This is a genomic window from Pseudomonas sp. W17 (genome assembly GCF_040268305.1).
Classification (GTDB): Bacteria; Pseudomonadota; Gammaproteobacteria; order Pseudomonadales; family Pseudomonadaceae; genus Aquipseudomonas; species Aquipseudomonas protegens.
On sequence record NZ_CP158490.1, the window covers coordinates 2,529,259 to 2,552,794 of the forward strand.

At 66.7% G+C, this 23,536-nt stretch carries 23 protein-coding genes; 11 read left to right on the plus strand and 12 right to left on the minus strand.

Features of this window, described 5'->3' with window-relative positions; translation table 11 throughout:
- Window positions 1–49: 49 nt before the first annotated feature.
- The 4 genes from ABCR88_RS11755 to ABCR88_RS11770 all read right to left on the minus strand — a co-directional run bounded on the left by ABCR88_RS11755 (window position 50) and on the right by ABCR88_RS11770 (window position 2,560).
- The gene (locus ABCR88_RS11755; protein WP_011060454.1) at window positions 50–658 is read right to left on the minus strand and encodes a DUF1842 domain-containing protein; all 609 of its coding nucleotides are present in this window, start codon (window positions 656–658) and stop codon (window positions 50–52) included.
- A 51-nt stretch (window positions 659–709) separates the two neighbouring features.
- Window positions 710–1,345, minus strand: coding sequence for a DUF1842 domain-containing protein (locus tag ABCR88_RS11760; RefSeq protein WP_350404586.1), 636 nt, complete (start codon window positions 1,343–1,345; stop codon window positions 710–712).
- A gap of 36 nt (window positions 1,346–1,381) precedes the next feature.
- Complete coding sequence (locus ABCR88_RS11765) at window positions 1,382–1,570, minus strand: DUF1843 domain-containing protein (protein ID WP_041117111.1); 189 nt, start codon at window positions 1,568–1,570, stop codon at window positions 1,382–1,384.
- Window positions 1,571–1,939: 369 nt separating this feature from the next.
- Window positions 1,940–2,560 carry an HAD family phosphatase gene (locus tag ABCR88_RS11770; RefSeq protein WP_041117113.1) on the minus strand — a complete coding sequence of 207 codons (621 nt, stop codon included), beginning with the start codon at window positions 2,558–2,560 and terminating at the stop codon, window positions 1,940–1,942.
- A 170-nt stretch (window positions 2,561–2,730) separates the two neighbouring features.
- On the opposite strand from ABCR88_RS11770, the gene ABCR88_RS11775 reads away from it, so the two are divergent.
- Both ABCR88_RS11775 and ABCR88_RS11780 read left to right on the plus strand, forming a co-directional pair.
- Entirely contained in the window at window positions 2,731–2,937 is a 207-nt protein-coding gene (locus tag ABCR88_RS11775) for a DUF6021 family protein (RefSeq protein WP_015634945.1), read from the plus strand.
- A gap of 95 nt (window positions 2,938–3,032) precedes the next feature.
- Window positions 3,033–3,218, plus strand: a complete 186-nt coding sequence (locus ABCR88_RS11780; RefSeq protein WP_041117115.1) for a DUF2188 domain-containing protein — start codon at window positions 3,033–3,035, stop codon at window positions 3,216–3,218.
- Between the two features lie 94 nt (window positions 3,219–3,312).
- Here ABCR88_RS11780 and ABCR88_RS11785 read toward each other — a convergent pair whose 3' ends face one another.
- The 5 genes from ABCR88_RS11785 to ABCR88_RS11805 form a co-directional block, all read right to left on the minus strand.
- Window positions 3,313–3,837 (minus strand): hypothetical protein, encoded by a 525-nt coding sequence (locus ABCR88_RS11785; RefSeq protein WP_350404587.1) that lies wholly within the window; start codon window positions 3,835–3,837, stop codon window positions 3,313–3,315.
- Window positions 3,838–3,887: 50 nt separating this feature from the next.
- Window positions 3,888–4,493 carry a hypothetical protein gene (locus ABCR88_RS11790; protein ID WP_350023866.1) on the minus strand — a complete coding sequence of 202 codons (606 nt, stop codon included), beginning with the start codon at window positions 4,491–4,493 and terminating at the stop codon, window positions 3,888–3,890.
- A gap of 100 nt (window positions 4,494–4,593) precedes the next feature.
- The gene (locus ABCR88_RS11795) at window positions 4,594–5,007 is read right to left on the minus strand and encodes a hypothetical protein (protein ID WP_169893976.1); all 414 of its coding nucleotides are present in this window, start codon (window positions 5,005–5,007) and stop codon (window positions 4,594–4,596) included.
- Window positions 5,008–5,127: 120 nt separating this feature from the next.
- Window positions 5,128–6,900 (minus strand): acyl-CoA dehydrogenase C-terminal domain-containing protein, encoded by a 1,773-nt coding sequence (locus ABCR88_RS11800; RefSeq protein ID WP_350404588.1) that lies wholly within the window; start codon window positions 6,898–6,900, stop codon window positions 5,128–5,130.
- 196 nt (window positions 6,901–7,096) lie between these two features.
- Complete coding sequence (locus tag ABCR88_RS11805; protein WP_103291321.1) at window positions 7,097–8,719, minus strand: acyl-CoA synthetase; 1,623 nt, start codon at window positions 8,717–8,719, stop codon at window positions 7,097–7,099.
- 309 nt (window positions 8,720–9,028) lie between these two features.
- Between ABCR88_RS11805 and ABCR88_RS11810 the strand changes: the two genes are divergently transcribed.
- Both ABCR88_RS11810 and ABCR88_RS11815 read left to right on the plus strand, forming a co-directional pair.
- Window positions 9,029–10,930 (plus strand): PAS domain S-box protein, encoded by a 1,902-nt coding sequence (locus tag ABCR88_RS11810; protein WP_350404589.1) that lies wholly within the window; start codon window positions 9,029–9,031, stop codon window positions 10,928–10,930.
- Window positions 10,927–11,562, plus strand: a complete 636-nt coding sequence (locus ABCR88_RS11815; protein ID WP_041117127.1) for a response regulator transcription factor — start codon at window positions 10,927–10,929, stop codon at window positions 11,560–11,562. The genes ABCR88_RS11810 and ABCR88_RS11815 overlap by 4 nt, the downstream gene beginning before the upstream one ends.
- A gap of 3 nt (window positions 11,563–11,565) precedes the next feature.
- Here ABCR88_RS11815 and ABCR88_RS11820 read toward each other — a convergent pair whose 3' ends face one another.
- Both ABCR88_RS11820 and ABCR88_RS11825 read right to left on the minus strand, forming a co-directional pair.
- The gene (locus ABCR88_RS11820) at window positions 11,566–12,162 is read right to left on the minus strand and encodes a TetR/AcrR family transcriptional regulator (RefSeq protein WP_011060465.1); all 597 of its coding nucleotides are present in this window, start codon (window positions 12,160–12,162) and stop codon (window positions 11,566–11,568) included.
- Entirely contained in the window at window positions 12,155–13,006 is an 852-nt protein-coding gene (locus ABCR88_RS11825) for a 3-hydroxybutyryl-CoA dehydrogenase (RefSeq protein ID WP_015634954.1), read from the minus strand. Before ABCR88_RS11825 ends, ABCR88_RS11820 begins: the two co-directional genes overlap by 8 nt.
- Window positions 13,007–13,177: 171 nt before the next feature.
- Between ABCR88_RS11825 and ABCR88_RS11830 the strand changes: the two genes are divergently transcribed.
- Window positions 13,178–14,194: an AraC family transcriptional regulator gene (locus ABCR88_RS11830; RefSeq protein ID WP_015634955.1), complete on the plus strand. Its 1,017-nt coding sequence runs from the start codon at window positions 13,178–13,180 to the stop codon at window positions 14,192–14,194.
- A 581-nt stretch (window positions 14,195–14,775) separates the two neighbouring features.
- On the opposite strand, the gene ABCR88_RS11835 is transcribed toward ABCR88_RS11830, so the two are convergent.
- Window positions 14,776–16,644 carry a sigma-54-dependent Fis family transcriptional regulator gene (locus ABCR88_RS11835; protein ID WP_350404590.1) on the minus strand — a complete coding sequence of 623 codons (1,869 nt, stop codon included), beginning with the start codon at window positions 16,642–16,644 and terminating at the stop codon, window positions 14,776–14,778.
- 341 nt (window positions 16,645–16,985) lie between these two features.
- On the opposite strand from ABCR88_RS11835, the gene ABCR88_RS11840 reads away from it, so the two are divergent.
- The 6 genes from ABCR88_RS11840 to ABCR88_RS11865 all read left to right on the plus strand — a co-directional run bounded on the left by ABCR88_RS11840 (window position 16,986) and on the right by ABCR88_RS11865 (window position 23,227).
- The gene (locus tag ABCR88_RS11840) at window positions 16,986–18,086 is read left to right on the plus strand and encodes an NAD(+)/NADH kinase (RefSeq protein WP_350404591.1); all 1,101 of its coding nucleotides are present in this window, start codon (window positions 16,986–16,988) and stop codon (window positions 18,084–18,086) included.
- A complete protein-coding gene (locus ABCR88_RS11845) occupies window positions 18,064–19,041 on the plus strand; it encodes a thiamine pyrophosphate-dependent dehydrogenase E1 component subunit alpha (protein WP_011060470.1) in 978 nt (325 codons plus the stop codon). The genes ABCR88_RS11840 and ABCR88_RS11845 overlap by 23 nt, the downstream gene beginning before the upstream one ends.
- Window positions 19,042–19,071: 30 nt before the next feature.
- Window positions 19,072–20,085, plus strand: a complete 1,014-nt coding sequence (locus ABCR88_RS11850) for an alpha-ketoacid dehydrogenase subunit beta (protein WP_011060471.1) — start codon at window positions 19,072–19,074, stop codon at window positions 20,083–20,085.
- Window positions 20,085–21,197 carry an acetoin dehydrogenase dihydrolipoyllysine-residue acetyltransferase subunit gene (locus tag ABCR88_RS11855; RefSeq protein WP_350404592.1) on the plus strand — a complete coding sequence of 371 codons (1,113 nt, stop codon included), beginning with the start codon at window positions 20,085–20,087 and terminating at the stop codon, window positions 21,195–21,197. The genes ABCR88_RS11850 and ABCR88_RS11855 overlap by 1 nt, the downstream gene beginning before the upstream one ends.
- Window positions 21,198–21,285: 88 nt before the next feature.
- Window positions 21,286–22,359 (plus strand): 2,3-butanediol dehydrogenase, encoded by a 1,074-nt coding sequence (locus tag ABCR88_RS11860; RefSeq protein ID WP_228102375.1) that lies wholly within the window; start codon window positions 21,286–21,288, stop codon window positions 22,357–22,359.
- A 142-nt stretch (window positions 22,360–22,501) separates the two neighbouring features.
- Window positions 22,502–23,227 carry a hypothetical protein gene (locus ABCR88_RS11865; RefSeq protein ID WP_026020167.1) on the plus strand — a complete coding sequence of 242 codons (726 nt, stop codon included), beginning with the start codon at window positions 22,502–22,504 and terminating at the stop codon, window positions 23,225–23,227.
- Window positions 23,228–23,536 lie beyond the last annotated feature (309 nt).

Consider the following 23,536-nt stretch of genomic DNA (forward strand, 5'->3'; position numbering starts at 1 on the left):
TTTTGTGGCAGCCCCCGGGGCCGCGGCGGGCGGCTCCGGGTGCTGGTGGTCAGCGCTGTTCCAGGCGGCTGATTTCTGCCTGCAACTGCTGCACCGCCTGGGTCAGGTTGTCAGCGTTGGCCAGTTGCTGCTCGCCCTGGGCCACCAGTGCCTTGAGCCGCGCCAGGTCGCCGCTGGCCTGGGCCTGCTGCAGCGCCACGGCATACAGCGGGTGGCGCACTTCGGCGGCCGGGCCGGCCTGGCTGGCGTAGTCCGCCGCCTGCGCCTGCTCCACCGGGGCCGGGCTCACGGCGGCGTGTTGCACCACGTGCCAGTGCCCCTGGAACTGGTACTTGTAGCTGGCGAAGCCGCTGGCCCAGTCCAGGCCGAGGATGCCCTGCAGGTGGAAGGTCTCGGCGATCTGGCTGGTGGGGCCGCTGGGGTTGCCGGCCAGGCTGAGGATGATGTGCCCCTCGCTGGAGGGGTCGAGCTTGACCTGGGAGTAGTCGCCCCACACGTCGGCATGGAACTGCACCGGTGGCGAGGTGCTCTGGGTCACGCGGGCAACGCCGCTGACACGTTTCTTCGGGGTATCGACCAGCAGGTCGAGGGTCAGCACCGGCCCACCGATCACGGGGTTGGCGACGATGAGGCGGGTATGGAACAGTCCGATTGTCATGCTGCAACTCCTTATCTTCTTGAAGACATCAGGTTCGATGGACGGCCGGGCTCAGCGCCGCTCCTGCTGGCTGATCTCGGCCTTGGCGGCCACCAGTGCGGTGCGGATCAGCGGCAGCTGTTCCAGTTGCTGGGTGGCGACCTTGTGCAGCCTATTCATCTGCGCCAGGTCACCGCTGGCGATTGCACCGTGGATCGGCGCCCCGTACAGCGCCGAGATCGGCGGCAGCGGATGGTTGGGCTGGCTGCGGTGCAAAGGGGCCGACAGGGTGCTGGACTGCACGATTTCCTGCAGGTGGGCGGGCACCTGGTTGACCGTCACCCAGCTGTGGCCGTTGTAGTATTGATAGTTGGCTACGCCTTCCTTCCAGTCATCGCTGACCACCAGGTGCAGCTTGAAGTTGATCACCGAGTTCGACCCCGGGCTGCCCTGGTTGCCCTGGGCCGTGATGAGGATCTTGCTGGTGCTGGGCGGCATGACGGTGAGGTAGGTGTACTGGCCCCAGACATCGCTGTGCAGGTCCAGGGGCGGGTTGACCGCCTGGGTGATGCTGGAAGTGCCGCGCACACTGTGTTCCGGGGTATAGACCAGCAGGTTGAGGATCAGGGTGGGTGCGCCGGGTTGCGAGGTGCCGATGCGGTAGCTCAGGGGGAACAGGCCTTCGGCTTGCGAATAGTTGCCGGACATTTGCTTTGCCTCCATTCAATGACAGGGGAACCGCGATCAGCGGCGTTCCAGGCGGGCGACTTCCTTGGCCAGCTGTTCGTAGGCGTCGTGCAGATCCTTGGGTTCGTTCCTGGCCGGATCGCGCTTGGCCAGCAGGGCTTTCATCTGGGGCAGCTTGCCTTCGCTGATGGCCGACTGGATGGCGACTCCGTAGGGGGGGATCACATGTTGGGATGCATTGCTCATGGCGTTTGCCTTCCGTGGGTGTGGATGGGGTGCTGCGCTACTTGGCAGCTTTTGCAGTTAAGCAGCGCGGGTGGAGTTGGCAGGGTAATGGCACATTGATTTTGTGGGTTTCCGACCGGTGGATTCACGGTCGGTAAAGGGTTGATTTTGGAGACATTCCAAAGGGCGATATGCAGGCGGGAGGTGATTGCGGATGGCGATAGAGGGGTGGTTTTTTTCGGGGCGGGAGGGGGCCTGAAGATCAAGAGCCAAGCGCTTTTACGCGCTGGTCGTAGGAGCCGGCTTGCCGGCGAAGAGGCCCGCAAGTCATGCCGCGCCTGGGCGGACGCCTTCGCTGGCAAGCCAGCTCCTCCGGGGCAAGCGCCCCTCTCAAACCAGCCCCAACTCCTCTAGCTGGCGCCGGGTCTCAGCCGCCGTCACATGATGAATCGCATGCCACCCCAGCGCCGTTGCGGCGACGATATTGGGCGCATGGTCGTCAATGAACACCAGTTCCTCGGGGGCCACCCCCGGCAAATGCGCACGAATGCGCTCCAGGGTCGTGTGATAGATCTCGGCATCCGGCTTGATCTGCCGCTCTTGCCCCGACACCACGATGTCGCGAAAGCGCTGCAGAAACGGGTAATTGTCCCAGGCATAGGGAAAGGTTTCCCGGGACCAGTTGGTCAGCCCGAACAGGGGCACCTGCGCCTGGTGCAGTTCTTCCAGCAGGGCTACGCCCTGATCCAGTGGCCCCTTGAGCATTTCCGGCCAGCGCCCGTAATAGGCCTCGATCAAGGGGGCATGGTCGGGGTGCTCGGCCACCAGGCTGCGGGTCGCCTCGGCCAGGCTGCGGCCGGCGTCCTGCCGGGTATTCCAGGCCTGGGTGCAGATGGTGTCGAGGAACCACTGGCGGCGCTCATCGTCGGGGATCAGCTGGCGGTACAGGTGGTGCGGGCTCCAGTCGAACAGCACGCCACCAAAATCGAAAACCACGGCACGAATCGTCATGAACACGTCCTTTTGAGCGGTTATGGGCCAGGCGCCATCCTGCGACGCCCGGCAGCACAATGCAATTTGCCGCTGGCCGCTGGCCGCTGGTCCGCTCGGCGGCACCCTGGCCACGAATCGTGATCCAAGCTCTGTATCCGGCCTTTTCCAGGCTGGCACAGGAGCTGCCCATGACTGCCAAGAACCCCACGGGGCCGCGCTCGTCCGAGCATGCCTCGAATCATCATGACCCGGGTTTCGACCCCGATTCGCCAGACCTGGCCGACCCCCAGGTCGACCCGGTAGGCCCGGCCAGGGCACCCCTGGACCGCCCTGAACCCGAGCATCGGCGCAAGCGTTCGCGGGCCTACGATCCCCTGGCCAACCTGAAGAAGTGACCCGGCGCGCCGACATGCGGCAGTCGCCGGGCGGTGTGGCGGGTGTAAGGTAAAACGCCCAAGCCCCAGGCTCGCCGAGGAAAAAGGAGGTGTCCATGAGCACGCCGCTGCTGAGCAAACTGCAGATCAACGGCTATCAGGTCTTGAGCGTCAACCACGGGCCCTGGAAGGTCTGCACGCCGGGTGACCGGCTTGCTACCTTCGGCACCCGGGAAGAGGCCATGGCCTTTGCCGCCGCCCTGCCGGCGCGCAGGCAACGACCGGCCGCCACCGGTGGCTAGCGCCCAGGCAGGAAAAAAGCCCCGACCGGTTCGGGGCTTTTTTATGCCCGGCCGGGGGCATGGCCGGACGGGGCGAGGGCGCAGCGGGGCGCAATTACGGCTGCATGAAACTCAGCAGCGGGAGGATGAAGGCTGCTGCCAGGGCCAGTGCCCACAGGGTCTGCAGAAACAGCTCATCGGCGTTGTCGGCGGCGGGCCGCGGGGCGAGGCGGCGGCGCCAGTAGAAGTACAGGCCGCTGACCACGAACACACAGGTGATGCCCATCATGTACTCCAGCTCCCACTTCTGGGGGCTGATGGCCAGGCTGCCGTCCTGGTCATCCGGGTAGTCGAGCCGCCACCAGGCGCCCAGCAGCAGCGGCACCAGCCCGGCCATCAGCCAGGCCATGCGCGCGCCGGGCATCCGGGTCAGCAGGGTCACGGCCAGGCCGATCAGGCACAGCACCCAGACAAAGAGGTACAGCTGAAAGCCCATGGCCCCACCGAATAGCGTGCTGCTGACATCCCGCGGCTGCCTCATCTGCACGTCGCACAGCAGCATCAGCGACAAGGGCGCGGCAACGACGATCCAGCACAGAGGGCGGTAGAGCCACAACCACAGGGTAAACAGGCGAGACATGGGCACACTCATCAAGGTCGAGAAAAGGAGGAATGAAGTCAGGGGGACGCTCAGTCGACAATCACCCGGGTGCCAGGGCCCAGGCATATGCTCAACTGATTGCCGGCCCGGTCGAAGGCGCAATAGGGCAGGGGCTTGCGGGTGATGGCCTGCAGCGGTGGAAGGATGAAGGCCGCCCCCAGCACCAGGGCCCACAGGGTCCGCAGCAACAGCAGCTTGCGATGGGCGGGCGGACGCGGTTTGAGCCGCTGCTGGCGCAACAGGTAGACCCCGCTGTAGATCAGGGCAAAACCGAAGACGATCACGTAGTCCAGCTCCCGGGCCTGGATGCTGAAGATCAGGTTGCCGTCGAAATCATCCGGGTAGTTGATCCGCCACCACAGGCCCAGCAGCAACTGCACCAGCCCGGCGACGATCCAGGCCAGGCGCGCGCCGGGTACCCGGGTCAGCAGCGCCAGCAACAGGCCCAGGACGCTGAGGGCCCAGCCGCCCAGGTACATCAGAAAACCCATGGAACCGCCGAACAGGGTGCCGCCGACGTCCCGGGGGACGATCAGGTTCAGGTTGCAATGGATCATGGTGGCCGTGGGCGCGGCGACGGCGATCCAGCACAGCGGGTAGTAGAGCCGGGACCAGAGGGTGTACAGGCGGGACATGGGCAAACTCGAAGTGGGTGATTTGCCCCGGGCCATGGCCGGGGGCTGTGGGACTCATGGATGTCGGCCAGGGCCAGGGCTGCTGCGCAATGGGTGTCAGTCAGCTGAAAAGCAGCAGGGTGCCCGCACTGAACAGCACCAGCGCCAGGCTAATGCCCGCCAGGGGAATGCGAAACCAGTAACGAATCGCCAGCACCCACAGGCTGGCGAGAAACCCCAGGCCGATCAGCAGCAAGCCACGGGCCTCCAGCAGCAGGGCCGGGTGCAGCCAGGCGAGGTAGCCATAGACCAGGCCGAACAGCATGGCGCCCAGGCTGTGGCTGGCGTTGAAGCCGACCCAGGCCCGCCACAGGCTGGTCTGGCGGGTGATCATCGGTGACACCTGGCGCATGCGTTCGGCCAGGGCCGGGTCACGGGGCTGGAATTTGTCGGTGGCGAAGGTGTAGATCAGGTGCAGGGTGCCGAGCAGCAGCACGATGGCTGAGCTGGCGATGATCAGGGCGGGGGCCAACACGTTTCTTCCTTGGGCGGTGCTCGGGTGCGCGGAGTATGCCGGGCCGCCCGGGGTTTTGCACCTGCGGGCGGCGGTTTTTTGCCAGCACGGGGCGGGGCGCCGGGCGCCCTGCCCAGGGGCTCAGAAGTGCTCGGCGTCGAGGCCGAACAAGGAGGCGCTGCCGGCGCGGATGCTCTGCTCCAGGCTGAGGATGCGCGGCAGCAGGCGGCTGAAGTAGAAGCGCGCGGTGGCCAGCTTGGCACCGTAGAAACCGTCGTCCTCGGAACGCTTGTGCTCGGCCACCTGGGCCATGCGCGCCCACAGGTAGGCGTAGGCCACGTAGCCGAACAGCTGCAGGTATTCGACGCAGGCGCTGCCCAATGCGTGGGGGTTCTGCGCCGCCTGTTCACGCAGCCAGTCGCTGAGGTCTTCCAGGCGCTGCACCGCATCCAGCAGCTCGGCGGCGTAGGCGGCGCCGGGCAGGTAGGCGTAGTCGCGGATCTCGCCGGTGAACAGGCGCAGGGCCACGCCGCCGTTGCCCACCACCTTGCGCCCCAACAGGTCCAGGGCCTGGATGCCGTTGGTGCCTTCGTAGATCTGGGCGATGCGTACATCCCGCACCAGTTGCTCCTGGCCCCATTCGCGGATGTAGCCGTGGCCGCCGAAGATCTGCTGGCCCAGGACGCAACTGTCCAGGCCGGTGTCGGTGAAGAACGCCTTGGCCACCGGGGTCAGCAGCGCCACCAGGGCCTCGGCGTTGTGCCGCTCATGGGGCTGGTCGGCGAACTTGGCCAGGTCCAGCTGCTGGCCGACGTAGCTGGCGAAGGCCCGGCCGCCTTCGGTCATGGCCTTCATGGTCAGCAGCATGCGCCGCACATCGGGGTGGACGATGATCGGGTCGGCGATCTTGTCCTTGGCCACCGGGCCGGCCGGGGAGCGGCTCTGGATGCGCTCGCGGGCGTAGGTGCGGGCGTTCTGGTAGGAGTTCTCGGCGCAGCCGATACCCTGGATGCCGATGGACAGGCGCTCGTAGTTCATCATGGTGAACATCGCCGCCAGGCCCTTGTTGGCCTCGCCGATCAGCCAGCCGGTGGCGCCGTCGAAGTTCAGCACGCAGGTGGCCGAGGCCTTGATGCCCATCTTGTGCTCGATGGAACCGCAGCTCACCGCGTTGGCCGCGCCGAGATTGCCGTTGGCGTCCACATGAATCTTTGGCACCAGGAACAGCGAGATGCCCTTGGGCCCGGCCGGGGCGTCCGGCAGCTTGGCCAGCACCAGGTGGATGATGTTCTCGGTCAGGTCCTGCTCGCCGCCGGTGATGAAGATCTTGCTGCCGCTGATGCGGTAGCTGCCGTCGGCCTGGGGTTCGGCGCGGGTGCGGATGATCCCCAGGTCGGTGCCGGCGTGGGCCTCGGTGAGGCACATGGAGCCGGCCCAGCGGCCTTCGTACATCGGCGGCAGGTACAGCTGTTTCAGCGCTTCACTGGCGTGGGCATCGATGGCCAGGCAGGCCCCGGAACTCAGGGCCGAGTACAGGGCGAAACTGGAATTGGCGGCGTAGAGCATTTCCTCGAACTGCACCGCGAGCATCTTCGGCATGCCCATGCCGCCGTAGGCCGGGTTGCCGCTCAGGCCGACCCAACCGCCCTGGATATAGGTGCTGTAGGCCTCCTTGAAACCGGCCGGGGTGCGCACCTGCCCGGCGTGCCAGCTGGCGCCTTCCTCGTCGCCGCTGCGGTTGAGCGGGGCGATCAGGTTGCCGGTGACCTTGGCCGCTTCTTCGAGAATGGCGTCGGCGGTGTCGCCGTCCACGGTATCGGCCAGGGCTGGCAGGCGCGCCCAGAGCTTGGGTGCGTTGAACACTTCATGCAGGACAAAGCGCATGTCGCGCAGCGGAGCGTTGAATTCGGGCATTGCAGGAACCTCGGGTAAAAGTGGAGGTTGAGCGGCCTCGGCCGCATGAATCGACAACGAAAACCCCGCCACCATGTAGGAGCCGGCTTGCCGGCGAAGAGGCCCGCAAGCCATGCATCGCCCTGGCCGAGGCCTTCGCTGGCAAGCGAAGCGCCGCCCGGCCAGCTCCTACAAGGGCTGGGTAGGTGTAGTCAGGCTAGAGGTTTTTCGCCATGTCGCGCAGGACGAACTTCTGGATCTTGCCGGTGGAGGTCTTGGGCAACGGGCTGAAGACCACGGTACGCGGCACCTTGAAGCCTGCCAGGTGCTCGCGACAGAAGGCGATGATCTCGGCTTCGCGCACCTGCTGGTGGTCGGCCTTGAGGGTGATGAAGGCACAGGGCGTCTCACCCCATTTTTCATCGGGCCGGGCCACCACCGCGGCTTCCAGCACTGCCGGGTGGCGATAGAGCACGCCTTCCAGTTCGATGGTGGAAATGTTCTCGCCGCCGGAAATGATGATGTCCTTGAGCCGGTCGCGGATCTCCACGTAGCCGTCCGGGTGGGTCACCCCCAGGTCGCCGGTGTGGAACCAGCCGCCCTCGAAGGCTTCGGCGGTGGCCGTGGGGTTCTTCAGGTAGCCCTTCATCACGGTGTTGCCGCGCATGAAGATCTCGCCGATGGTCTGGCCGTCCCGGGGCGTGGGTTCGAGGGTTTTCGGGTCGGCCACCATCACCCCTTCCAGGGTCGGGTAGCGCACGCCCTGGCGCGACTTGATCTGCGCCCGTTGCTCCAGGGGCAGTTCATCCCAGGCGGCGTGCCAGGCGCATAGGGTCACCGGGCCATAGACCTCGGTCAGGCCGTAGACGTGGGTCACCTTGATGCCCATTTCCTCCACTGCGCCGATCACCTTGGCCGGCGGCGCGGCCCCGGCCACCATGGCGTTGACCGGGTGGTCGATGGCCGCCTTGGCGGTGTCGGGCATGTTCACCAGGGCATTGAGCACGATGGGCGCGCCGCACAGGTGCGTGACCTGGTGCTCGCGGATCAGGTCGAGGATCTTCTGCGGGTCGACCCGGCGCAAAAACACGTGCACCCCGGCCAGGGCGGTGACGGTCCAGGGGTAGCACCAGCCGTTGCAGTGGAACATCGGCAGGGTCCACAGGTACACCGGGTGGTTGCCCATGGCCCAGGTCATCTGGTTGCCCAGGGCGTTGAGGTAGGCGCCGCGGTGGTGGTAGACCACGCCCTTGGGGTTGCCGGTGGTGCCCGAGGTGTAGTTCAGGGCGATGGCCTGCCACTCGTCATCGGGCCACTGCCAGGCAAACTCGGGATCGCCCTCGGCCAGGAACGCTTCGTAGTCCAGGTCGCTGACCGGCTGGCCCTCGCCGTACTCCGGGTCGTCGAGGTCGATCACCAGGGGCGGGTGATCGAGCATGGCCACGGCGGCGTGGATCACCTCATGGAACTCGCGGTCGGCGATCAGCACCTTGGCTTCGCCGTGGGCCAGCATGAAGGCGATGGCCTCGGCGTCCAGGCGCACATTGAGGGCATTGAGCACGGCGCCGATCATCGGCACGCCGAAGTGTGCTTCGAGCATTGCCGGGATGTTGGGCAGCATTACCGCCACCGTGTCGTTCTTGCCGATGCCGCGCCCGGCCAGGGCCGAGGCCAGGCGCCGGCAGCGGCTGTAGGTCTGGGCCCAGGTGCGACGGATCGAACCGTGGATCACCGCCGGGTAATCGGGGTAAACCGCAGCGGTACGCTCGATGAAGCTCAAGGGGGAGAGGGCGATATGGTTGACGGCAGTCGGCGCCAGGCCTTGCTCGTAGATGGACATGGTTCGGGTACCCGGTGGCTGATTATTAGCTCTATTGGCCGAGGCTTGGAGGGCGTGCGCTGTGTACCTGGGGCACCCACTGTAGGAGCTGGCTTGCCGGCGAAGGCGATCTCACGGGCCTCTTCGCTGGCAAGCCAGCTCCTACGTTCGGCGTTCCTTACAGGTACGCAGCACACCCAGCGAAAGCTCGGTGACTTATCCGGGGTCTTTTATATACTGTTTGTCGATTGATATGGAAGTACTACCTGAGTTGTATAGTAGTTGTACTATAAAAAGAACCTACCCTTCCGGCCGCGAGACTGATCGACCATGCCCGACTCTACCCATCTGCGTCACTGGCTGCGCTTGCAGCGTGAAGGCCAGTTGCCGGACTCGCCCTGGCTCGGCCACGACCCGCAACCCAGCCTGCTGCTGGACGCCCAGGCGCAGCCGCTGGACCTCAACCCGGCGCTGCGCCAGTGGCTGGACGATGCGGCTACTGGCGATCTCGCGGCCCTGCTGCCGGTCAACCACCCGGCCCTGGTGCGGGCCTGCCTGGAACAGCAGCGGGCCATCGAGCAGGTGGAAGCCCAGTGGGGCGAGCGCATCCTGCTCTGGAGCTTTATCCCCGATCCGCATCGCCAGCGGGTGCTGGCGCGCTGCCAGGAAGCCACGGCCCAGGTCCGGGCCGAGCGCGAGTCGGCCAAGGCCCGGCGCCTGTACCGCCTGATCACCGAAAACACCACTGACCTGATTTCCCGGCACACCCCGGACGGCAGCTTCCTCGATGCCTCACCGGCCTCCTGGACCCTGCTCGGCTACTGGCCCGAGCAACTGCGCGGGCGCCTGGCCCGCAGCCTGTTCCACAGCCAGGATCTGGCCGGGCTGATGCAGCGCACCCGCGATGCCCTGGAGCAGGACGGCTACCACACCATGACCTACCGCATCCGCCATCGCGACGGCCACTACCTGTGGTTCGAAACCGCCTGCCGCGGCATTCGCGACACCTACACCGGCACCGTGGTGGAAGTGGTGGCGGTGTCCCGGGACATCACCGCCCGGGTCCAGGCCGAAGAGAACAAGCGGCGCCTGGCAGAAGTGGTGGAGGCCAACCCCGACCCGGTGCTGTTCATCCAGCCCGGCGGCGCGGTCACCTACCTCAACCCGGCGGCGCGGCGCACCCTGGGGCTCGGCGACGGGCAGGCAATGCCGCCACTGGCGGCCATTCTCAGCGCTGCGGTACTCGACAGCCTGCAACGCGAAGGCTGGGACCGCGCTGAACACAGCGGCCGCTGGAGCATCGAGGCGCGCCTGCAGCCGCCGGCCGGCGGCGCCTCGGTGCCGGTCTCGCTGATGCTCCTGGCCCACCGCGCGGCCAGTGGCGAGCGTTTCTATTCCCTGGTGGCCCACGACCAGAGCGAGCGCGAACTGCGCGAGGCCCAGCAGCGCCATCACCAGGACGAGCTGGCCCACACCGCGCGCCTGGTGACCCTGGGCGAACTGGCCTCGGGTATCGCCCACGAGATCAACCAGCCGCTGGCCGCAGTGGTCAACTACGCCAATGCCAGCCAGCGCTACTTGCAAGCCCTGGGCACCCAGCCCGAGGCCGCCCGCAAGGTGGCCCAGGGCCTGGAACGGATTGCCGAGCAGGCGACCCACGCCGCCGAAGTGATCAAGCGCCTGCGGGCCTTTTTGCGCAAGGGCGGGCGCCGGGTGCAGGCCCTGGACATCGCCGAAGTGGCCCGGGAAACCGTGCGCCTGTGTGCCTGGGAAGCCCAGGCCAGCCAGGTGACGATCGACTTGCAACTGGCGGATAATCTGCCGCCGGTGTACGCCGACCGGGTGCTGCTGGAGCAGGTGCTGCTGAACCTGCTGCGCAACGCCATCGAGGCCAACCGTGAAGTGCATGGGCAGCAGGGCTCGCACATTGTGCTGGCCGCCGAGGCGACGGCCGAAGGCGGGGGGCAGATCAGCGTCAGCGACCAGGGCCCCGGTGTCTGCGCCGAGCAACTGCCGCAGCTGTTCACCCCGTTCTACACCAGCAAGGCCAATGGCCTGGGGCTCGGGCTGTCCATGAGCCGCAGCATTGTCGAGGGCTTTGGCGGCGACTTGCAGGCCCAGCCCCAGGCCGTCGGCCTGCGCATGTGCTGCCGGCTGCCGGCCAGTGCCCCGGCCGACCCCTCGGCAACGTCCCAGACAACTTCCCCCGCAACGACAGGAGCAAGGCAATGACGAGTGTGGCGCAGCAACTGGTGTACGTGGTCGACGACGACCCGGGCATGCTCGACTCCACCGTCTGGCTCCTGGAGTCGGTGGGGCTCAAGGCGGTGCCCTTCACCAGTGGCCGCGAGTTTCTCGAACACTGCGACCCGAGCCTGAACGCCTGCGTGCTGCTGGATGTGCGCATGCCCGGCATGGGCGGGCTGAACGTCCAGGAAGAGCTGCGACAGCGCGATATTCGCTTGCCGCTGATCTTTGTCAGCGGCCACGCCGACGTGCCCATTGTGGTCCGCGCGTTCAAGGCCGGGGCGGTGGACTTCATCGAAAAGCCCTACAACGAACAGCTGTTGCTGGACAGCGTGCAGCAGGCCCTGAACCGCGCCGACCGCCATCAGAGCCAGAGTGCCGGGCAGGCCCGGGTGCAGGCGTTGCTGGAGAACCTGACGCCACGGGAGAAAGACGTGTTGCTGCCGCTGGTGCAGGGCTACACCAACCGCGAGATTGCCGAGCAGCTGGGGGTCAGCATCAAGACCATCGACCTGTATCGCTCACGGGTGATGAAACGCATGCAGGCCGAACACCTGCCGGAACTGGTGGGCATGGCCATTGCCGCCGGGCTGGTAGACCCGCTGCACCTGCGCTGAGGCTCAGGCCACCGCGCTGCGCACGGGCACGCCGCCCAGCAGCCGCTCGATGGCGCCGCTCAGCAGGTTTTCCAACAGGGCTTCGCGTTCACGCTCGGCCAGGGGTTGTTCGCTGAACCAGCTGGGGGCGCTGTTGAGCAGGTTGGCCAAAGCATGGGCCGCGGCGCGCTGCGCCTGTGGGCCAAGGCCGGTCGGGGTGCCCAGCAACTGCACCAGCTGTTGTTCGTAGCGTTCGCGCAATTGCCCGACCCGCAGTTGCTGGTCGGGATTGAGGCAGCCGCTGTCGCGCTCCACCAGGCGGAAATGCCGCGGCAATTCCCGATGCAGCTTCAGGTGGGCGCGGATCAGCGCCGGCAGGCAGTCGCCCTGCAACTTGCGCCGTTGCAGGCGCTTGAGGGTGCTGTGCAGCTCATCGAAGAACTCTTCGATCAGGTCCAGCAATAGGTGCTGCTTGCTCGGGTAATGGTGGTACAGCGAGCCCGGGGTCAGCCCCAGATGGCTCGCCAGCTCACGCATGCCGACCTGGCCGAAGCCCTTGCTGGCGAACAGCTCCAGGGCCTTGTCGCGGCTTTCGGCAAAGCGTGAGCAGCGCTCAGCCATAGTGATGGAAACCCCGACCGGTCTTGCGCCCCAGGTAGCCGGCGGCAACCATTTCCTTGAGCAGCGGCGCGGGGCGGTACTTGCTGTCGTTGAAGCCGTCGTAGAAGGCTTCAAGGATCGCCAGCAGGGTGTCCAGGCCGATCAGGTCGGCCAGGGCCAGCGGGCCGATGGGCTGGTTGCAGCCCAGGCGCATGCCGGCGTCGATGTCCTCGGCGCTGGCCAGGCCTTCCTGGAACACCAGGATCGCCTCGTTGATCATCGGCACCAGGATGCGGTTGACCACAAAACCCGGGCGGTTGCCGGCGGTGATCGCGGTCTTGCCCAGGCGCTGGGCCATATTCATGGCCAGGGCGTGGGTCGCGTCGCTGGTCTGCAGGCCGCGGATCACTTCGATCAGGCCCATCACCGGCACCGGGTTGAAGAAGTGCAGGCCGATGAACCGCTCGGGCGCGCTGACGCTGGCGGCCAGTTGGGTGATCGACAGCGACGAGGTGTTGGAGGCGATCACGCACTCGGCACTGACCTGGGCGGCGATCTGCTGCAGCACCTTGAGCTTGAGGTCGAGGTTCTCGGTGGCGGCTTCGATCACCAGTTGCGCATCCTTGAGCACGCCGTAGTCGGTGCTGATGCGGATCCGGCCCAGGGCGGCGAGCTTGTCGTCTTCGCCGAGGGTGCCCTTGCTCACCTGGCGGTCGAGGTTCTTGCCGATGGTGGCCAGGGCCTTTTCCAGGGCGCCCTGGGCGATGTCCAGCAGGGTCACGTCAAAGCCCGCCTGGGCGCAGACCTGGGCGATGCCGTTCCCCATGGTGCCGGCGCCGATCACCCCGATATTCGCAAGATTCATCTTCAGCTCTTCCTTTGTTCATTGCCTTCGCGGAGCATGGCGCGGTTGCCTTGCACAGCGCGTTATCCAGCGCGAGTCTAGAGCCCGGCGCGGTGGCCGGCCTATGCCGAAAGCGGTCAAGCGTGCTGGCGTTTTTTGCCATAGGTCCAGCTACGGGAGCACAGCCTCTACATGCGTGAATCGGATTCGGTCGCGGTCTACTTTGTCCGGGTGATGACCCACGCCCTGCGCCAGCAGCCGGCGCGGCTGGCGGCCGTGCTGCGCGAGGCCGGTATCGATCCGGCGTTGCTCGACCAGCCCCGGGCGCGGGTGCCCGGCAGTGCCTTTGCCGCCCTGTGGCTGATCCAGATCCGCGAGTTGCAGGACGAATTCTTCCAGCTCGACTCCCGGGGCATGCCGCCGGGGGCCTTTGCCCTGATCTGCCGCGGGCTGATCCAGGAGCCCAACCTGGAAAAAGCCCTGCGCCAGTGCCTGAACAACTTCGGCCTGTTCCTGCGGGACGTCGGTGCCAGCCTCAGCCTGCGGGGCAAGCGTGCGGTGATCAGCCTCGACAGCCGCTGCGCCGACCCGCTGCGCAGCCACTATGCCGAGGAAACCCTGCTGGTGCTGGTTATCAGCCTGCTGTGCTGGCTGGGCGGGCGACGGATTCCCATCGACCGCGCCGACTTTCGCCACTCGCGCCTGAGCCTCAGCGACGATGCGCTGCTGTGGGGCAGCAACCTGAGCTGGAACGCCGGGCGCACCGAGATCGAATTCGCCAGCCGCTTCCTGCGCCTGCCGGTGGTCCAGGACCTGGCCTCGCTCAAGGTTTTCCTGCGCAGCGCGCCGCAGTGGCTGGTGATCCGCTTTCGCAACCAGCACGGGCTGACCACCCAGGTGCACCAGCGCCTGCGGGGCAGCCACTACAGCCAGTGGCCGACCCTGGAAGCCTTCGCCCGCGAAGTGCAGATGAGCGCCAGCACCCTGCGCCGGCGCCTGGAGCGCGAAGGCGGCTCCTATCAAGAGATCAAGGACGAAGTACGCCGCGGTGTCGCCGTCGAGCTGCTACGCCGCTCGGCGGCCAGCATCAGCGAGATTGCCGAACTCACCGGCTTCCAGGAACCCAGCGCCTTCCACCGCGCGTTCAAGAAATGGACCGGCGAAAGCCCCGGGCGCTACCGCGCCCGCTTCCAACCAGCCCCCGCCTGATTCCACGACATCCCGGCTCCTACGGATTTCGTCCCGTCACACAGCCCCCCCGTAGGAGCTGGCTTGCCAGCGAAGGCGCCCGCAAGATCACCGCCCCATCCGAGGGCCCATTCGCCGGCAAGCCGGCTCCTACGGATTTCGCCAAATCACGCAGTCCCTTGTAGGAGCTGGCTTGCCAGCGAAGGCGCCCGCAAGATCACCGCCCCATCCAAGGGCCCATTCGCCGGCAAGCCGGCTCCTACGGATTTCGCCACATCACGCAGTCCGTTGTAGGAGCTGGCTTGCCAGCGAAGGCGCCCGCAAGATCGCCGCCCCATCCAAGGGCCCATTCGCCGGCAAGCCGGCTCCTACGGATTTCGCCACATCACGCAGTCCCTTGTAGGAGCTGGCTTGCCAGCGAAGGCGCCCGCAAGATCACCGCCTAATCCGAGGGCCCATTCGCCGGCAAGCCGGCTCCTACGGATTTCGCCACATCACGCAGTCCGTTGTAGGAGCTGGCTTGCCAGCGAAGGCGCCCGCAAGATCACCGCCCCATCCGAGGGCCTGTTCGCCGGCAAGCCGGCGCCTACGGTCGGTGTGGGTCAGGCCGGGCTGCGGCCGGGCATCTGGATGCCGTGCTGCTGCACGCGGCGGTACAGGGTGGCGCGGGAAATGCCCAGGGCCTTGGCTGCCGCCACGGGTTTCCAGCGGTGGCGCACCAGGGCGTCCAGCAGGGCCTGGCGCTCGGGGCTGGTGGCGGTTTCCAGGGCGGGCAGGGCGCCTTCGGCCTCGGCGCCGCGCAGTTGTTCGGGCAAATCATGCAGTTGGATCAGCGGCCCTTCGCACACGGCGCAGGCGTAGCGCAGCACATGGCGCAATTGCCGCACGTTGCCCGGCCAGCGGTAGCCCAGCAGGCATTCCAGTGCCGCATTGCCCAGTTGCACCGGCGCACCGCAGCGCTTGGATTCCTCTTCGACAATCCGGGTGATCAGCGCCAGCCGGTCGCTGCGCTCGCGCAGCGGTGGTAACTGAAAACGCGCGCCCCCCAGGCGGAAATACAGGTCTTCGCGAAAGCTGCCCTCGGCCACCAGCGCCTCCAGATCGCGGTGGGTGGCGCAGATCACCTGGATATCCACCGCCTTGCGTTGCGCGGCCCCCAGGGGCGCCACTTCACCCTCGGCCAGCACCCGCAGCAGGCGGGTCTGCAAGGCCAGGGGCATGTCGCCGATCTCATCGAGGAACAGGGTGCCGCCATCGGCCTGTTGCAGCAGGCCCTGCATGCCCTTGTTCGAAGCGCCGGTAAAGGCCCCGGCGACGTAGCCGAACAGTTCGCTTTCGATCAGGCTCTCCGGGATAGCCGCGCAGTTCACCGCGACGAAGGGCCGGTCCCGGCGCTGGCTGGCCTGGTGCAGCTGGCGAGCGAAGACTTCCTTGCCGGAACCGGTCTCGCCCTGGATCAGTACCGGCAGGTGGCGGTCCTTGACCCGCACCGCCAGGCGCAGGCTCTGTTCCACTCGCGGGTCCAGCGGTTCGCCGGCCAGGCTCAGGCGCGGGCGCTGTGCCGGGCGCCTTGGCGCTTGCAGGCGGCCGTGGAGGTTATCGGAAAGGGGGCACAGGGCTTCGTCGCGGGCGCGCTGCAACAGCTGCGGGTCGAACACCTGGGCGATGTGCTGCGGCAAGCGGCCATAGCGGCGCAGCAGGTAATGGCGCGCCGCCGGGTTGAGCGCGCGCAGGCAACCGTCGTCGTCCCAGGCCAGCAGGTAATCCGGCTGGCTGTCGACATAGCCGGGGCTCGCATGGGCCCGCAGCACCCAGTAGCCCTGGGCGCTGTTCATGAAGAATGCCTGTTCGATCTCCCGCGCGCTCTGCACCACCATCTGCCGGATCAGGTGCTGGGAGCGGCGGTCGTCCGGGGAACGCACCGCCGACACGTCCAGCACCCCCAGCAACTCGCCCTGGGGGTCGAACACCGGGGCGGCGGAGCAGGTCAGGCCGATGAACGCGGCGCGAAAGTGGTCGCGCTTGTGCACGGTGATCGGCGTGCGCGCGGTAAGCACCGCCGCCACGCCGCAGGTGCCTTCTTCACCCTCCGACCAGCAGGTGCCCAGGTACAGCCCGGCCTTGCGGCAGTCGTTGCGCAGGGTGGATTCCACTCGGTAGTCGATGGTCTGGCCCTGGGCGTCGGTGAGCAGTACGCAGTAGTCGGCGTCACGCACCCGGCCATGCAGGCGGGCCACTTCTTCGCTGGCGATGCGCAGGAACAGCTCGGAACGCTCGCGGCATTCCTTGAGCAGGTTTTCGCAGAGGATGCGCGGCCCTTGCAGCGAGCCGGGGTCCAGCTGGTGCTGCTCCATGGAGCGGCGCCAGGAATCGAGGATCAGGCTCGGCACCGGCGCCTGGGGCAGGTGCGCGGCATTTTTCAGGACCCGGCTGACGCAGTCCACGTGGGCTTTGGAGTGTGCGGAAAGCATGAAGGCCTCCGGTTGCAGCTTCTTATCGTTGTGGGCGCATTAAGCGCCGATCCGCGGCTCCCGACAAGCACCGGGCGGCGCCGTGGGGGCGGTGAGACGCAACGTCTCAGGGTCTCGCCAAGGCCCCGTGCAGCCTGACATGCAACGTCTCACAGAAGGCTGGCTTCAAGGCGCCGCAGAAAACCTGTCAGCCGCTCTGGAACGGCCTTTTTCGCAGATTTTCCGACAACTGGCACCGGCCTTGCTCTGACTCTGTTCAACCAGCGTCGACTGGCCCATCGAAGAATAAGAACGAGGTGCCCGATGTTTTCTCCTGCCTGTGCTCCGCCCGCGGTGAGCCCATGAGCCGCCGCCCCCTGACCGTCGGCATTATCGCCAACCCGGCTTCGGGCCGTGATGTGCGCCGCCTCACCGCCAACGCCGGCCTGTTCTCCAGTACCGACAAGGTCTCGGTGATCCAGCGCCTGCTGGCGGCCTTTGGCGCCACCGGCATCGAGCAGGTGCTGATGCCCACCGACATGACCGGCATCGCCGCCGCGGTGCAGAAGAACAGCCGCAGCCGCCAGGCCCGGGAGCAGCACTGGCCGGCCCTGGAGTTCCTCGACCTGACCCTGCGCCAGAGCGTCGAGGATACCCGCCAGGCGGCGCGCTGGATGGCCGAGCGCGGGGTGTCGCTGATCGCCGTGCTCGGTGGCGACGGCACCCACAAGGCGGTGGCCGCCGAGGTCGGCGACATTCCGCTGCTGACCCTGTCCACCGGCACCAACAACGCCTTTCCGGAGCTGCGCGAAGCCACCAGCGCGGGGCTGGCCGGTGGGCTCTACGCCAGCGGCCGGGTGCCCGCCGAGATCGCCCTGAGGCGCAACAAGCGCCTGCTGGTGCGCGAACCGACCCGAGGCCTGCGGGAGGTGGCCCTGGTGGATGTGGCGGTGTCGCCCCTGGCCTTTGTCGGCGCCCGGGCCATCAGCCGCGCCAGCGATCTGGCCGAGGTCTTCGTGACTTTCGCCGAACCGCAGTCCATCGGCATTTCCGCGCTCTGCGGGCTGTGGCTGCCGGTGACTCGCCAGGACCTCCACGGCGCCTGGATGCGCCTGGGCCCGCAATCCCCCGAGGCGCTGCTGGTGCCCCTGGCTCCCGGCCTGCTGCAGGGCTGCGGGGTGCTGGAGGCCGGCTACCTGCAACCCGATGTGCCCCAGCCCCTGTGCCTGAACGCCGGCACCCTGGCCCTGGATGGCGAGCGCGAGATCGAATTCAACCCCCACGACCGGCCCACGGTCACCCTGGATGCCGGCGGCCCGCTGAGCATCGACGTCAACGCGGTCCTGGCCCACGCGGCGCGCCAGCGCCTGCTGGCCATCGACCGCCATCACCGGCAACACCCCGTGAACCTTCAGTCCGAAGACACCCTGGAGAATAAAAATGTCGACACCCCTGACCACTGACCAGTTGCTCCACGCTTACCGGGTGATGCGCACCATCCGCGCATTCGAAGAACGCCTGCACGTGGAATTCGCCACCGGCGAGATCCCCGGTTTCGTCCACCTCTACGCGGGGGAAGAAGCCTCGGCCGCCGGGGTCATGGCCCACCTGCGCGACGATGACTGCATCGCCTCCAACCACCGTGGCCACGGCCATTGCATCGCCAAGGGCGTGGACGTCTACGGGATGATGGCGGAGATCTACGGCAAGAAGACCGGGGTCTGCCAGGGCAAGGGCGGCTCCATGCACATCGCCGATTTCGAGAAGGGCATGCTCGGCGCCAACGGCATCGTCGGTGCCGGTGCGCCGCTGGTGGTGGGCGCGGCCCTGGCCGCGCGGCTGCAAGGCACCGACGGTGTGTCGGTGGTGTTCTTCGGCGACGGCGGCTCCAACGAAGGCGCGGTGTTCGAGGCCATGAACATGGCCTCGGTGTGGAACCTGCCGTGCCTGTTCATCGCCGAGAACAACGGCTACGCCGAGGCCACGGCCTCCAACTGGTCGGTGGCCTGCGACCACATCGCCGACCGCGCCGCCGGCTTCGGCATGCCCGGGGTGACGGTGGACGGCTTTGATTTCTTCGCCGTGCACGAAGCTGCCGGCGCCGCCGTGGAGCGGGCCCGGGCCGGGGAGGGGCCGTCGCTGATCGAGGTCAAGCTGACCCGCTACTACGGCCACTTCGAGGGCGACGCCCAGACCTACCGCGCGCCGGATGAGGTCAAGCATTACCGCGAGCACAACGACTGCCTGATGCAGTTCCGCGAGCGCACCACCCGTTCGGGCCTGGTGCAGGCCAGCCAGCTGGACCAGATCGATGCCGACGTGGAAGCGCTGATCGAAGACGCGGTGCGCAAGGCCAAGTCCGACCCCAAACCGAGCCCCGCCGACCTGCTCAGCGACGTCTACGTCGCTTATCCATAACGCCCCACAGAACAACAAGAGACCACCATCATGGCGAGAAAAATCAGTTACCAGCAGGCCATCAACGAAGCCCTGGCCCAGGAAATGCGGCGCGACCCCAGCGTGTTCATCATGGGTGAAGACGTGGCGGGCGGCGCCGGCGCCCCCGGCGACAACGACGCCTGGGGCGGCGTGCTCGGGGTGACCAAGGGCCTCTACCATCAATTCCCCGGGCGGGTGCTGGACACACCGCTGTCGGAGATCGGCTACGTCGGCGCTGCGGTCGGCGCCGCCACCCGTGGCGTGCGCCCGGTGTGCGAGCTGATGTTCGTCGACTTCGCCGGCTGCTGCCTGGACCAGATCCTCAATCAGGCGGCGAAGTTTCGCTACATGTTCGGCGGCAAGGCCCAGACCCCGCTGGTGATCCGCACCATGGTCGGCGCCGGCCTGCGCGCCGCGGCCCAGCACTCGCAAATGCTCACCTCGCTGTGGACCCACATCCCCGGGCTGAAAGTGGTCTGCCCCTCGTCGCCCTACGACGCCAAGGGCCTGCTGATCCAGGCCATCCGCGACAACGACCCGGTGATCTTCTGCGAGCACAAGCTGCTCTACAGCCTGCAGGGCGAAGTGCCGGAGGAGTCCTACGCGATTCCCTTCGGCGAGGCCAACTTCCTGCGCGACGGCAAGGACGTGACCCTGGTGTCCTACGGGCGCACGGTGAATACCGCCCTGGACGCGGCCCGCAGCTTGGCCGGGCGCGGCATCGACTGCGAGGTGATCGACCTGCGCACCACCAGCCCGCTGGATGAAGACAGCATCCTCGAAAGCGTGGAGAAGACCGGGCGCCTGGTGGTGATCGACGAAGCCAACCCACGCTGCTCCATGGCCACCGACATCTCGGCCCTGGTGGCGCAGAAAGCCTTCGCCTCCCTCAAGGCGCCGATCGAAATGGTCACCGCGCCCCACACCCCAGTGCCGTTCTCCGACGCCCTGGAAGACCTGTACATCCCCGACGCGGCGAAGATCGAAAAAGCCGTGCTCACCGTGATCGAGTGGAGCCGCTGATGAGCCAGATCCATACCCTGACCATGCCCAAGTGGGGCCTGTCGATGACCGAGGGCCGGGTCGATGCCTGGCTCAAGGAAGAAGGCCAGAGCATCAGCAAGGGCGATGAAGTGCTGGACGTGGAGACCGACAAGATCTCCAGCAGCGTCGAGGCGCCGTTCTCCGGCATCCTGCGTCGGCAGATCGCCCGCCAGGACGAGACCCTGGCGGTGGGCGCGCTGCTGGGCATCGTGGTCGATGGCGAAGCCAGTGACGCCGAGATCGACGCGGTGATCGAGCAGTTCCAGGCCAGCTTCGTGCCCGGCGACAGCGCCGATGAAGACAGCGGCCCGGCGCCGCAGAAGGTCGAACTGGGCGACCGCCTGATCCGCTATTTCGAGCGCGGTGAAGGTGGCACGCCGCTGCTGCTGGTGCACGGCTTTGGCGGCGACCTCAACAACTGGCTGTTCAACCACGAAGCCCTGGCCGCCGGGCGCCGGGTGATCGCCCTCGACCTGCCGGGCCACGGCGAATCGACCAAGGCCCTGCAACGGGGCGACCTGGATGAATTGAGCGAAGTGCTGCTGGCGCTGCTGGATCACCTGGAGATTCCCGTGGCCCATCTGGTGGGCCACTCCATGGGCGGCGCGGTGTCCCTCAACACCGCGCGGCTGGCGCCGGACCGCGTGCGTTCCCTGACCCTGATCGGCAGCGCCGGGCTGGGCCGCGAGATCAACGGCGACTACCTGCAAGGTTTTGTCGAGGCCAGCAACCGCAATGCGCTCAAGCCGCAGCTGGTGCAGTTGTTCTCCAACGCCGAGCTGGTGAACCGGCAGATGCTCGACGACATGCTCAAGTACAAGCGCCTGGAAGGGGTGCAAGCGGCCCTCGGGCAGTTGGCCGGCAAGCTGTTTGCCGACGGCCGCCAGCAGGCCGACCTGCGCCCGGTGGTGCAGGACGGCCCGAAGCCGGTGCTGGTGATCTGGGGCAGCGACGACCGGATCATTCCGGTGAGCCACAGCGCCGATCTCAAGGCGCAGATCGAGGTGCTGCCGGGGCAGGGGCACATGCTGCAGATGGAAGCGGCGGAGCAGGTCAACCGCCTGATCCTCGACTTTATCCAGCAGCACTGAGGTGTTCTGCGGCGGCCAGGGGGCCGTCGCAGCTCTACAAGAATAAGGAGAAGCCAAGATGAGTGTTTCCCTCAAGCCTGTTCCCAGCATGCGTGCCGCGGTCTGGCACGGCCGCCACGATATCCGCGTCGAAGACGTACCGCTGCCCGACGCGCCGCCTGCCGGCTGGGTGCAGATCCGTGTCGACTGGTGCGGGATCTGCGGCTCCGACCTGCACGAATACGTGGCCGGGCCGGTGTTCATTCCGGTGGACGCACCGCACCCGCTGACCGGAATCAAGGGCCAGTGCATCCTCGGCCACGAGTTCTGCGGCGAAATCGTCGCCCTGGGCGAAGGGGTCCAGGGTTTCAGCGTTGGCCAGCCGGTGGCCGCCGACGCCTGCCAGCACTGCGGCACCTGCTACTACTGCACCCACGGGCTGTACAACATCTGCGAAAACCTGGCCTTTACCGGGCTGATGAACAACGGCGCCTTCGCCGAATTGGTCAACGTGCCGGCCAACCTGCTGTACGCCTTGCCGGCCAACTTTCCCGCCGAGGCCGGAGCACTGATCGAGCCGCTGGCGGTGGGCATGCACGCGGTGAAAAAGGCCGGCAGTTTGTTGGGGCAGAACGTGGTGGTGGTCGGCGCCGGCACCATCGGCCTGTGCACCATCATGTGCGCCAAGGCCGCCGGCGCGGCCCAGGTGATCGCCCTGGAAATGTCCGGCGCGCGCAAGGCCAAGGCCCTGGAAGTGGGCGCGACCCACGTGCTCGACCCCAAGGAGTGCGACGCCCTGGCCGAGGTCAAGCGCCTGACCGGCGGGCTGGGGGCTGATGTCAGCTTTGAATGCATCGGCAACAAGCACACCGCCAAGCTGGCCATCGACCTGATCCGCAAGGCCGGCAAGTGCGTGATGGTGGGGATATTCGAAGAGCCCAGCGAGTTCAACTTCTTCGAGCTGGTGGCCACCGAGAAAACGGTGCTGGGGGCCCTGGCCTACAACGGTGAGTTCGCCGATGTGATCGCCTTCATCGCCGATGGCCGGCTGGATATTTCGCCCCTGGTGACCGGGCGCATCCAGCTGGAAGAGATTGTCGGCCAGGGCTTCGAGGAACTGGTCAACAACAAGGAACACAACGTCAAGATCATCGTGTCCCCCGGTCAGTTGCGACGCTCGTAAACGAGCGATTTGGCGATGGCCGGCCGCGGCCATCGCACTTTTTTACAGTTTTGCGTTCTATCACCAGGCCTGGCCGCGCCGATCCCCGCCGCAGCCCGTGAATTCCGACCCGGTGCCGATGGCCTACGCTCCCTCTTCTTGCATGATGCAAACCCGCTTTCAGCGCCTGTTCCTGGTGGCGCTGCTGATGCTTGGCGCCACGGCCTGTACCCAACAGCAAGGGCGCGATTTTGCCAAACAGTTTCGTGAAGGCAAGCCTGACGAATTCTTCCAGACCAGCGTCGATCGCATGGCCACCATCGGCATGCGCGACAACCTGCAGAGCCTGTACCTGCTGATGGGCAAGCTCTACCTGCGCAACCCCAGCCAGTGGCGCAAGTCGGGTTTCCCCGATGGCACCACGGCCCAGCGCGAGATCCGCAATGCCATCGAAAAGCGCCAGCCGCTGCCGGCCCTGGGGGATCGTCGTGACCTGGCGGCCCTGAGCTATTCCCTGAGCCCGGAGTTCCAGGGCGATCGGGTGGGGGCGTTCATCTATGCCATTGGCAGCATGCTGGTGACCGCCCATGGCGGGCGCACCGAGTTCTACATGACCGATACCATCGACCCGCAGTTCATCAGCAACGCCGCGCGCAATATCGAGAAGGCCACCTGGCTGCTGAGCCAGCGCCAGGATGCCAATGGGGTGCTGTTGCTGTTCTCCAACGAGATTTCCGAGGAGGGCAGCAACCTGAGTTTTGCCGTGGAGTTCGGCAAGATCGTCGCGCGCCTGGATTTGCTCACGCAGATTCTCGATGAGCGCTACCGGCGGGTGGGGTTCAATTACGCGCAGAGCCTGCTGCTGATGAATTTCTTGCCGGTCCAGTAGGAGCTGGCTTGCCAGCGAAGGCGCCCACCCAGACGCTGCAAGACCCAAGGGCCTCTTCGCCGGCAAGCCGGCTCCTACAAGGATCTGCACGGACCATCTGCCTGCTGTAGGAGCTGGCTTGCCAGCGAAGGCGCCCGCCCAGACGCTGCAAGACTCAAGGACCTCTTCGCCGGCAAGCCGGCTCCTACAAGGATCTGCACGGACCATCTGCCTGCTGTAGGAGCTGGCTTGCCAGCGAAGGCGCCCGCCCAGACGCTGCAAGGCCCAAGGGCCTGTTCGCCGGCAAGCCGGCTCCTACAGGGAACTGCA